Annotated in this window: 3 protein-coding genes; all 3 read right to left on the bottom strand. The window is 56.0% G+C overall.

Translation table 11 applies throughout. The annotated features are described in order from the left end of the window. Positions 1-86: 86 nt before the first annotated feature. Positions 87-3,941 carry a ThuA domain-containing protein gene (locus ACOYYX_RS18055; RefSeq protein WP_422931305.1) on the bottom strand — a complete coding sequence of 1,285 codons (3,855 nt, stop codon included), beginning with the start codon at positions 3,939-3,941 and terminating at the stop codon, positions 87-89. A gap of 590 nt (positions 3,942-4,531) precedes the next feature. Then, a complete protein-coding gene (locus ACOYYX_RS18060; RefSeq protein WP_422931306.1) occupies positions 4,532-5,755 on the bottom strand; it encodes a DUF1559 domain-containing protein in 1,224 nt (407 codons plus the stop codon). A gap of 181 nt (positions 5,756-5,936) precedes the next feature. Beyond that, entirely contained in the window at positions 5,937-12,080 is a 6,144-nt protein-coding gene (locus ACOYYX_RS18065; protein ID WP_422931307.1) for a hypothetical protein, read from the bottom strand. Between the last annotated feature and the right edge of the window lie 57 nt (positions 12,081-12,137).

Below are 12,137 nucleotides of genomic sequence, written 5' to 3' on the forward strand. Positions count from 1 at the left end.
AAAAGTCCTCCCCCCTGCAATCTGCAGGAGGGAGGACTCGAAGATCGCCACAGTTTTAGGCGTAACGCCGTCTCACCTATTTCTCCCTACTCGGCCCGTTCGTTCCCGATCCGGGCCCCCACCGTCGCAAGGCCGGCAAAACGATCGACGGGCTCCCCACAACTCCAGGCGATCCCTCGCAAGATGACCCGCCGAAAGAGCGGGTCGTCGAACGTCCAGGAGTAGTGACCCGGAATCGAGCAGAAGACTTTCCCTTTGCCATGCTCTCGCGTCCAGAGCAGCGGCCGGGCCTTGCCCTCCTCGACGGCCGTCCCCAGAACCTGGATCTTCGAGGTGTCCCCGGCAAGCTCCCAGTAGCTCTCGTCCTCAAGGTGAAATCCGGCGAGCCCCTGCGTGATCGGGTGCGTGTTACCCGCGCCGAGGTCGAGGTCGAGCGGACCATGGCGGAACCGGGATCGTCCGTCCTGCCAGGCCAGCCCGATGCGTTCCGCCAGCGGCCCCGGCGCGGCCTTGCCGTTGACGGCGAAGTGGATGTAGACCATCCCCCCTCCGCGTTCGAGGAACCCGTCAAGTTCCTTCCCCTTGGCCTGCGACCACTCGGGATTCGCCGAGTACCAGACCAGCACATCAGCATGCGCCAGATCGTCGGCCGAAGGCCAACCCATAGCCTTCCGGACCGTCACCCCCTCGGCCAGCCCCAGCAGGGTTCCCCAGCGCTCCTGCCACTGCGGATAGTCGTGTTCGTCGATCCCATGATCCTTGGGCCCTGAGACCAACACGACATGCAGCGGCCGAACGGCTTTCTTCCCTCGTCCGGTGGCCTCCGCCGCCGGCGAGGGGATCTCCCCAAGGCTCCGAGGCGGCGGGGCGCCCGGACGTCGAATGGGCGAAGGCTCCAACGCCGGCTGCAGAAGGAATGCCAGGAGGTCCTTCATCCGCTCGTGCCCGAGCAGCGTCGGCAACCCCTCGGGCATCAACGATGTCGTCAAGGGCTTGAGTTCCTCGACCTCTTCGCGAGCAATCGAGGAGTGCCCCCCCCGCGCATCGCCGACGTGCAGCATCGTCCCCTCTCTGCGGATCGGCCCCGACAGCACACGCCCGTCGTTCAGCGCAATCGCATAAGAGACAAAGTCGGGATTGATCGCAAAGCTCGGCTGGCTGATGTCGCGAACCACCGACGCATAATCGCGCTCGATAAGGTTCGAGAGGTCCGGCCCGAGCGTCCCCCCTTCCCCTCGCACGGAGTGGCACTGAGAGCACCGCGCGACGTCCCCGTAAAACAAACTCCGACCTCGCAGCCAGTCCCCCCCCTTCCACTCCTCGGGCACCACGCGGGCCAGCATGCCTCCCTTCAATCGATCCGGCCGCGACCAAGGCGAGAGGATCCGCACACGCGGCAAAGCCCGCGGGCGAGGATCCTCATTGGTATAAACCGACACTCCGAGTGCGGCAGGCCCGTCTCCCCCGGTCCTGAGCTCGATCTCCAGCGACGAGGTCTCGCCCACTGCGGGACGGAACGATAGCACGACCTTGTTCGCGTTCGTATCCCTCGGAGACGTCTCGACCTCCCCCGTCGACGACCGCGCCACGAGCCCCGAATTCGACTCGAGCACGAGCGTCACGCGCTCCTCGGGCAGAGCCGCATCATCGACCCGAGATCCCGGCTGATACGCCGGCCGAAGAAGATCTCGCAGGTTGATCTTCGCCCTGAGTTTCAGGGTCCCCGCCCGCTTCAGCGAGGCCCAGAGTGTGTCATGCCCCGCGCTCCCTCGCGTCAACTCCCTGGCCACTTTCAGGTCGGGATGAGGCAACCATCCCGACCACCGGCCTCCTCCATCATTCCCTACCCAGGCCGCTTCGACCCCATGAAGGCCATAGCAAAGGTCGATGTCCGGCTCCTGCCGGATCGCCCCCTTAACAGCACTCGCCGAATCACTCCCGAATCCGGGCATTGTGATGGCATAAGAACTCTCTTCGAGTTGCGGACTCGTCGCGAGCAAGATGGTCCGCCCATAAGGCGTGAGGCTGGCCGAGTGAATCTTGACCTTGTGACGAGGCGCCGCCAACTGAGCGGCGACGACCTCATAACCCGGCCGCAACGATTCGAATCGGTCCCCGGCCGCAACCGCCCGCCCCGTCGTCAGAGAAACCCGCTCCGTCAGACCTCGCAGATACTCCGGAGAGACCGGCCGATCGAAGGCGATCCGCGTCTCCTGCTCCGACTCCGCCCAGGCGATGACCGGCTGCGGGAGCGTCCGATCCACATACTGGATCTTGAACAACTTCCCATGGCCTTCGGGACCGCTCCCCCAATCCGGCCCACCGCCATGCGTCGCGACCATCATCGCCCCATCGGGGCTGACGCAGGCATCGGCCACGAGACGACTCAAGCAAGCGATCAACTCGGTCTGAGCCACATACCCCGAGGCCGTATCCACGAGCTTCGTGCGATACAGCTTCCCCCGAGAATAGCCGCAGACGATCGCATCATCGGCCCACCAATCCGGACCAAAGACCTTTCTGCCCTTCCCCGGCTCATTGAAACAGAGCCCGCAGGTCGACTGATGCTGTGGCCTGTAATCAAAGACCGATGGCTCGTCGATGACCCTATTGAGATACTTGGGATGCCGCGGCGGGAACCCGTAATGCCGCCCCCTTCGTATGTGCAAAAGCTCATCAAACGGGTTCCCATTGGGCAGCCACGTCGCCCCTTCCTGATCCGTGGCGAACAGGTCTCCCTTGCGATTGAACGCCATCGAGACCGGGAATCGAATCCCCGTCGCGACGACCTCTCGGCCCTTGAAGTCGGGAGCAATCCGCAGGATCGCGCCTCGCTCCCCGTTGACGTCATAGTGAGCCTTGCCGTCGTGATCCACCTGAAACGCGTTCGTGAAGTCAGTCGTCCCGAGCCCGAAGTACACGGAGCCATCGGGAGCCTGGGCGATGCCCATCGCATCCACGCTATGCTTGATCTCGGGCCACCCCTCGGCCACGACGATCTCCTGGTCGGCGACATCATCGCCGTCCTTATCCACGATCAGCGAGCACTTCCCTTTCGAAGCGACGAACACCCCGTTGCCCCGGGGATCGCCAGGACGATTCAAAGCCATGCCGATCGGCGATTGCATCTTACCCCGGCCATCCCAGAAGAGCTTGACGTCCTCCTCAAGGCCGTCGCCGTCTCGATCCGACAGCAGATAAATCGCCCCGTTATAAGCCACGGCGAAGAGCTTACCGTCGGGCCGATATCGGACATTGTTCACATTCGTGAGTTGAACGGGCAGCTCGCGGGCCGCGAATCCCGGTACGAACATCTGAACGGGCGGGGGCTCGGCCACGCTCACGAGCGGCTCACCCTCTTCATCCCCCTTCCGCTTCAGCTTCTCTCCGAGTCCCGCATACTTCGCCGCGAGATACCCCCGCACCGACCCGATTGCCTCATCGCTCAGCAACCGGTCATAAATCAGAACCTCGGCAATATCACCATCAAAGAATCCTTGAGTGAACGCCGGTTGAAAATCATTCGTGTAGAACCGGGCCCCGAGCGTCATGTCATCCAGCGAGATCTTCCCCGCCTGCCGATCTCGACGCCCCTGCAACTTTCCATCGAGCCAGAGCGCCACCCCTCCCCGCCCTGCCCCCAGGTGAACCTCAACGATAAACGGCTGCCCAAACGGCAACGACTCATTCAGCAGGTCATTCGCCCCGACGAACCCCCTCCCTTCGACATTGATCGAGTCAAACCGGCTCGACATCGCGGGCGCAAGGTCGAGGCAGAAACCCGTATCATAATCGCGCAACCCGAACGCATTGCCCGCCAGGATCCCCCGAAACCCACCCGCATTCGACCTCGGCGCCACGATCACGAACGCCGTCAATTCCTCGGCCGTCCCCCCCATCCCCAGCAATTGCAGATGATCATCTTTCCCATCGAACCGCACGACCGCCACACTTCCATAAACATGAAATTTCGGCTGAGCCCCTCGATCCCGCTGCGCCAGATGCCTTCCATGCCCCGACCCATCATAAATCAGATTAATCCCCGCTCCCGGTACCAAAGGGGCACTCCCGCGAGCCGACCTCCCGCGATCCTGCCTCGAAGCATCAAACCAGGCGAACAACCCTTCTCGTTCTTTCAAACCAGGATCCGTCCAGCCCTCCGCTCCCTCCACCGCTCCCGCTCGCGAGCCCATCACGAGAAGCAAGATCAGCGAGACGCGAAACATGAAACACCTCGAAATCAGCTAACTCAGGAGACCGACCCTTGAGCGATGAAACTTTCATCCATTCATACCGAAGCGGTCTTGAAAACTCGAGGGTATACAGCATCGGGCTTCGTACTTAGCCCGTAAACGTACGAAAATCGTTTCTCTCGCTGAGGCCTCTCATTCGAAAGGCTGTACATCTCAAACAAAGGTAAATGCGCAGTGAAAAACCCGCTGCACCACGTGTGACTCGTGGTGCAGCGGGCGAAGTCGAATCCCAATCGTTTCGTGCAGACACTTCCCGCTGAGAAATCGCCGATCGCTAATTAGTTGGCGAAAGCATCCTGGCTCACCGGGAACTGCTTGTAAGGACCAAGCTTGCTTCCTGCCGGGGTGATGATCTTCGCGTAGACTGTCCCATCGATCGTGTTCGTAATGTAACGGACAGCACCGTCGCAGAAGACGTAGTTGCTACCACCCGGGTGGCCACTGTTAGCATAGGGGAACGAACCTTCGATGGTCAGGTTCTGACCAAAACCGATGAATTCATAGTTACCAGTTGTCTTGGCATTGGCGAAACCCCAGTTTGGGTTATCAATAGGAACAGAGGGCGTTCCCGTAGACATTGTCACTGCCAAATCACTGGCACACTTGTTAGTCGGACAAACATTGTCCGAAGCAAAGAACATGCAGAAATTCGGGAGGGGGCAAGCCCAGTTCGTGACGATGTTGCTCGAGTACTGAGTGCCCACCGAGTAACCGACGAGAGTGTTCTCGCCAACAAGCAAGGTGGAGCTAGCACCATCGGTTATGCTGCTCGGAGCAGTGTGAATGTCCCAGGGAAGATTTCCGGTTGTGGTGTTCAGGAACATCACACCCAACTTCGAGCCGACACCCTGCTGAGCCTGCCACGAGGAACCGGAAACGCCAACCCAATCCATGGCCGACCCGTCACCAGACGTACCATCAACTTGAGCACCAACCCATGAAACGGGATGGGCAGGGAAGCGAACGAACCCCCCGTTGACGACATAGCTCAGATTTCCTTGACCAGTCTGAGCAGTGTTGTCGTCCGGGCAACGCAAAATTCCGATGGCAGTGCTCGCGAGCTGGAAATTCGTGGGCGAGCCGGTAGCCCCCGTAGAAGTTGTGGAGTAATAATTCTGCTGCTTATTCCAGGCGTTGAAGATTTCCTGGCTATCAATATACGGCAGGATATCGACAACCCAGCTATAACCCCAGTTAGGCGCATTCGTAGCAAGAGGCGTCGCAGTGGCTGCAGTAGCCAAAATTGAAGTTGTCGGGTCAGTAGGCACCGCGGTGCCCAATTCAGCGAACTCACCGGCGGCGGGGAAGGTGTTCTTGGCGTTCGAGAACCCCATGAGGCCGAGACCGATCTGCCTCATGTTGTTCTGGCACTGGGTGCGGCGACCGGCTTCGCGGGCGGCGTTGACGGCGGGGAGCAGCAGGCCGACGAGGATGCCGATGATGCTGATCACCACCAGCAGCTCGATCAGCGTGAAACCTTTGGGACGACTTCGGCGAATCATGGAAGGGTCCTCATTCTTTGACGGGGAAACGACGGGAAACACTCCAAATTTTATCCGCAGGGCGATCCCAAGCACAAGGGAATTCCTTCGCGAGACCGCCACGCCACATCCTGGGCCCGAGAGCCGCCGGTACACCTCATGACCGGCGAACATCCGGGCAAAGCTTGCCGGAAGCTTCCGATCATTCGATCGTTTGGCGATAGACGATGCAGTCACGGAAGTTCGTCGGAAGCTGCGGGCTGAACCCATAAGCCTTCGTTCGATCGATCACGAAGAACGAGCGGTACCGGATATTCTCCCCCTGGGCGAGCCCGATCTCAGGACCAAGTTTGTCCGTAGCCAGCATCGCCGAGGTAGACCCCAGAAGCGGATCGCCTTCATTCAGCACTTCAAAGAACCCGACCGTAATCCAAACAGCGTACTGGTGGGTACGGACAGTCGTCAGGTTCGTGACCTTCTGCAGCCATTCCGTCCGGAACAACGGGTGTAGCCGTCTGTCACGTGCCGTAGCTCCGGTAGATACCGCGGAACCAGGATAATTTGACACCTCGGCCACGGGAGTTTGCGGAGCGTTGGCGAGCAGTGGTCCACTGCCAAGATAAAAGGAAAATGGCGTGACCGTAGGTGAGCCAGCACCTGTAGCAACAGAAGTTCGAATACCTTTTGAAGTCAAATCCATCGCCGGGTTATTGAGTATCCCCGCCCCATCCGTCGTTGGTGTATTAATTCGCGAATCGGCAAGGATACTTGCGTTCCATGCACCGGTCCCCGGAGTCACGTCGGGAATTTGCATCTGCCGACGCGGAGGAATTGGAGGAGGTTGAACAGGATTGTTGCTCGTGAAGTAGACAGGATTCTTCAACCCTGTATCGAAGACAAAACTGCCTGCTGTGGGAGGAAACGTGGGGAACGTGGTAGGGAAACTCGCCACCGGCGTGGAAAGCACAGAAGGAGGAAGAACTGCAGGTCGCATGATTGTGAAATTAATATCTGGATAAGACAATGAGTGATACGGTCTTTCCATTGCTGGAGGTCCAGTTCCCACTCCACCAAAAGGTGATTGCCCAACTAAACCATATCCATGGGCATATGCAAAACCCGAGCCTCCATGCCTCAGCTTAAGGAAGTCGCTGAAAGCCGACTTCATCCGATTGTCATAAACAGGATTTGTTGTTGGCGGATCGGCAGTCGGCAATTGGAATGGATCAATCGCAAAGTAGCCAACATTGCTCATCGAATAGAATGCGCTAGGTTTTCCGGTGGCGTCGATCTGCGTGACGATCCTGGGAGTAGCGGCATCTGCAATCTGCTCAACATTGAGGCGAGTATCACCAAGACCATCGAAATAATTAATTGTTTGGATGACAGGATTCCCAGTCATTGGATCATTATAACTAGGCCTATTGTTGAACGCCTTCAGCCAGGTTTCACTCATCAGAGAGAAGAAAACCTCTTCATCGATGATGAGATTCAAATTGAGAAGACCAGGCTTCATATCCTGGCGAGCCCAATCATAACTAGTGCCCTGGGCAACTTCACCAATCGCACCGAGCGCTGGGCTAGGAACCTCGAAGAACTCAAGCATTCTATACCAACCTGCACCTCCTGGGCCTCCGACATACCGAGGCGGATTACCGGTGATGGGATTGGAAGCGGCGGGATAGGTAGGAGCGGCTCCTCCTGCCGGGCTCAACCAAATACTATTCTCGGATTGAGCCGTATAAAAAAAGTTGTCAACGAGGTAAGGATAAGTTCTTGGATTTGCGGATTGGTCTCCAGTGAGAGTGCCAGGATTTACGAACTGAATCGGCAGTGTGGGATTGGGACTAGTGGTTGCCGAAAAGGCTGGAGGTGTAAATGGTAGACCTCCGGAAGCGCCACCCGTGCTCGTTGGATCAATATCAGAACCCGGCGGAGTATTACGCGGGGGATTAGCCGTGGCCGGAAAAGAAGCCCAGGGAGGAGCGACCTCAACAAATTGCTTCGTGAAAAGCCCCGGTGGACATCCGGGCACAAGCAGGAGTTCCGCGACACTTGCGAAATCGCGATCATGGAAGGGGAACAAATCCCAATTAGAATCAATTCGAGAATTGGCCAAACCGAGAGAGTGTCTGATAGGACCCGTAATCTGAGTAGGAGTAGCGGTTCCACCATTCATAAGAACGTATTGACCGTAATAGATACTGGATCCAGTCGGAACCGTTGGGATCACTTCGGTTTGCTCGCTGTAGCCATATGCAGACATCACGTAGCCTGTCGTGGGAGCCGTGACGGAAAGCGGCGGTACGGCATGGCCTCCCCGGTATGGCTGTAACCGTTGAAGAGAATACAAGTATTCGTTCGTTGGTCTGCTTACAGATTCATTTCCTGAAGAATCAACGACAGCGATCCCTTTTGATGCATTGAGAATGAAACGGAAACTATCAACAACAATCCTTTTCTCCCAGGGATTCCCTGTATCATACGTCGGATCAAAAGGGTTAACGGGCCGTCGAAGATGCAACCAGTAGTAACCATTCTCCGTCGCAGGAGGATTTCCCTTGATCTTGGAGAGAATAGTATTGGCAATAAAATCGACATTCTGATTGACATTGATTTGATTTGTACTATTAGCTGTCGGCTTAGCTGCCCAGGTAGTCAGATTATCAATATTGCCATTAACCTGAGTTGGGATTGGATTGGCACCCAACACATAATAATAAGGTGTAGGGGTAACAGTGCCCACCAATCGCTGATCAGGACCGGCCGGAGGAGCCGGTGGTCCCGTGCTGGTTGTAGTCGGCCCCTGCAAAGCCAAGATAGGGGTCATCAACTGTTGATAAGAACCAGTGGGAACCGTTGTATTGGTGATCACCGGATCACCGCTAGCAGCTACTGCTACGATGTTGCCTGTAGTCTGAAACGGGAGTTGCCCTGTAATAGGATCTGGTCGACCCAGATAGTCATCATTAGTAATGACAAAATCCCAGCCACTAAGATCTAGATCACTTGAAGAACCAGGAAGGATCGTTCCCGCGCCTAATGCAGGATTTCCATCTTGGGTCAAAGTATTGACCAACTCCACAAACATGCGACCATTCGTTGTCTGTGGAGGCGTTCCAGTCCCGCCTCGAACTATATGCTGAAATGCAAGTACCTCGTTAATGGCAATGGGATTATGTTCCATGCCATATTGCACAAGATAATTGGAATTCTGAACCGACCAGAAAGGCGAGAATGGAGAGAAAATTGTTCCCGGGGACGAAGTTCGTCTTGCAAGAGGTGTTGTGCGAAATGCCACCGTTGATTGAGTACTAGGAGCGATAGGGTCAGTCAATTGCAGGTCAGTGTTTACAAACTTCGTGCAGGTGGCGTCTGGATCTCGGAAATCAATGATGTTGACAACAAACTGACTCAATTGAGCCAATTCCTGGGGCGTATCGATCGCATTTGGTGGCAGCACATACTTCAAAAGTTCGTAGGTCTCGCGGATCCACTTCTGGCGTACAGCTTCTTGTGGATCATTACTTACGGGCAAAGGAAAGTTTAGGTTAATCCTGCGGTCTCTAAGCGCGATCGGAGGAATGCCAAAAATCGGGGAGATTGCGGGATTCAAGGTTTGGGGATAAGTACTCGTGGGATTTGCATTAGCATATGAACTAGCAACAACAGCATTGGCGCTATCGTTGGGCTTGAATCGACTATTATTGGGGAAAAGATTGTAAGGGTTGTCATTAGCCCAGACGAAATTGGTTGGATCCCAACTGTCGATGCTGAACATTCGCCTTCGACGATGACCATCTCCGGGGTTCAAAAAGCTGATAGGTGCCAAAGAGGAAAGTCTACTCTGCAAATGGCCGCCATCCGTGTCCTGGAGTCGATAGAGCCATTCGAGGTCACTGAAGGAATAAGGGTGATCTTTGTTCGAAGCCTGATAGAGGTTCATCTCATCGGCTTCATCAAGCGCCAGGGTACCAAGGTTTGAATTGAGAGCCACATCAAACGTTGGGGTCGTTGTAGGGAGAGACGACGCAGCCGTCGTATCGAAAGGCATCGAAGAGAGCAACCAGTTTGGCGTTTTCACACCACCCGCCGTATTCGTCATTACTCGATAACTCTCATACCCGTGGTACGGATTATTGGTCTTGTCGGGTATGACAGGAGTGTTAACAAGGCCCGCGGAAGGATAATTCGCCGTAGCAAGAGGTACGCCTTCCGGACGATGGTATTGGAGATAGCTAACCCTACCCCAGCGGTCTGGACCAGCGACACTCAAATGCCGATTGTAAGTGGTGATTAATCCCGTTCCAGAGAGATCCATAGGCGTGACGAATCGCCGCATCCGCTCCACAGCGAGGGCGATCGATCCACTCGCATCGTAGAAGTTGACAGTCTCTCCATTAAAAGTGCCTGCAGCCGTACTTCCAAAAGGATCAAAGCCATTAAAGTTGTCATCACGGCTGTCACCATAATTACCAATGCCGGATGATCCAGCCCGCACGGCGTTTGAATAGACATAGTATGTTGCGCCTGTTAAGGGGGGGGGAAGAATACTGGGAATTGAAGTCGGTTCACCCCACCGTCCTGCAACGGGAGGTGTCGCGGATGACACGCCAGGTCCACCAGGTCCACCTCCGTTTGATGGGGAATCGACAAAATCGGTGACGTTATTCGGCAGATAGACCGGCTGCCCGGCGATGTTCACCGAGTTAAGATCGTTGTTCGAGACACTCGTTCCACTGGTTACTTGCGGATGAGTGCCGGCAAGGAGGTTGCGGAGTTGAGTCACATTTACAGGAATCGGATTATCACCTGCAGTGCTGATGCCTGCATTATCAGCTTGCCAGTAGTTCACGCTTCCTAGCGCCAAATTTGAGGCATTACGCGGTGTACCATGGTCGTAATAATTTTGAAGGGCGTACGACGGATCGATTTCACTCGGAGAATATCCGAGGTGTGAGGCATGCTGCCAAAGAGGCGAGCCAGCTTGATTCCGAAGCTGGAGATTCCCAGCAGTATTGAGAGGAATCTTTCCGTTCAGGCCAATAACAAGGAACGAATAGAGAGGCTTGAACAATTGCCCCTCGGTGTTGCGACGAGCAGGAAAACCAAGGTCTAACCAAACGGAATCGGTCACGCCATCTGCATCGTTATCGACGTCAAAGCTAACCTTACCGGTCGTGGCATCCGGGAGAAGGTTAGGGAACGTGGTGGTATCGTGGCCGTCAGCAGCACGTGGACGCAGAAATTTAGCCTGTGAAAAGACACTGTTATTGGTCCAGTCGGCCGCGGTCAAAATACCAGGGCGGTGGAACGAAGGGATGACGACCTGGCCATCGGCGCTTTGAAGGGCCAGGAACCAATTTTCGAGGTCGCAAGCGTCATAGTCTTCATCCATGCCCGGGACCTGCGTGTTCGGATTGCCGTAAACAGCAGAGGTATCCGTTCCATCATAAGCATTGCCATTGAGAATATTCGCATTCACACGGAAATCAGCGTATTGCGAAAGTCCAAGCAAATTTTGGGACAATCCGAGATGCGTCGATAAAGCAGGACTCAAACCTTCAACGCCTGGCCCATTGAACGCGTGGAGGAAGCGACCATCAAGTGTAAACGCTGTCGAGAAGGTTGTTCCGCTGATGAACAAATCGAGTGAGAAGAGTGAGCTTCGATTGACGGTGGTAGGAACCTCCGGGCTAACGTAACCTGTAATGGAGGTGAGATTCGAATTCGTACCAGTGACTTCTTCGTTTCGTACGTAGAAGACACGGTGATTCGAGGCATCGTTGACGTCATCAACGAGAATTTCGTAGTTGGTACCTACATAGTAATTAGGGTTGGTTCCCGCCACAGGATCCGGTGCGATATTAGGGCCGAACCGCAAGGTCCATCGCGTAAAGTCGTAACCATAGAAGGCGGAGTCTGCAATCAAGATGTCGGTCACGACCTTATAGAGGCCTGTGACACTGACGCCATTGATCGTCGTGGGCGCGGTTACGATGCTGACCCCTGTGACGTTCATCGAAGAAGCGTCACTCGGCTTCGCTACGAGCGAGCCGTTGTGAAGGGCGTCGTTGCCGTACATGTCGCGTTTGAGGCTGTGACCTCGGATCGCCGACTGCGGGTTCCCCGTGTCGTCGATCAATTGCGACAATGCGAAGTCCATGAGCTCCTGCGTGTCGGGTATGTTCTGCGCCTGCGAGAAGTTCCGGGCATTGACCTTCGCCTGGCCACTGAAGGTTGCGAAGGTCACGCCGATCAGCGCCAAAAGTCCCAGCATGCCCAGGATCAGCACGAGGACCACGCCCCGGCGACGCGACTTTGATTGTGCGTAGTTGGCGAACATGACCGAACCTCACAGTTCTTCGGCAGAGACACCCGTTCGACTCAGGACGGCCACGCG

The organism is Singulisphaera chitinilytica (assembly GCF_049331405.1).
Classification (GTDB): Bacteria; Planctomycetota; Planctomycetia; order Isosphaerales; family Isosphaeraceae; genus PoT.

Excerpts from the sequence above, each read along its gene's own strand:
- ACOYYX_RS18065 (WP_422931307.1), bottom strand. The coding sequence starts at position 12,080 with ATGTTCGCCAACTACGCACAATCAAAGTCGCGTCGCCGGGGCGTGGTC.
- ACOYYX_RS18060 (WP_422931306.1), bottom strand. The coding sequence starts at position 5,755 with ATGATTCGCCGAAGTCGTCCCAAAGGTTTCACGCTGATCGAGCTGCTG.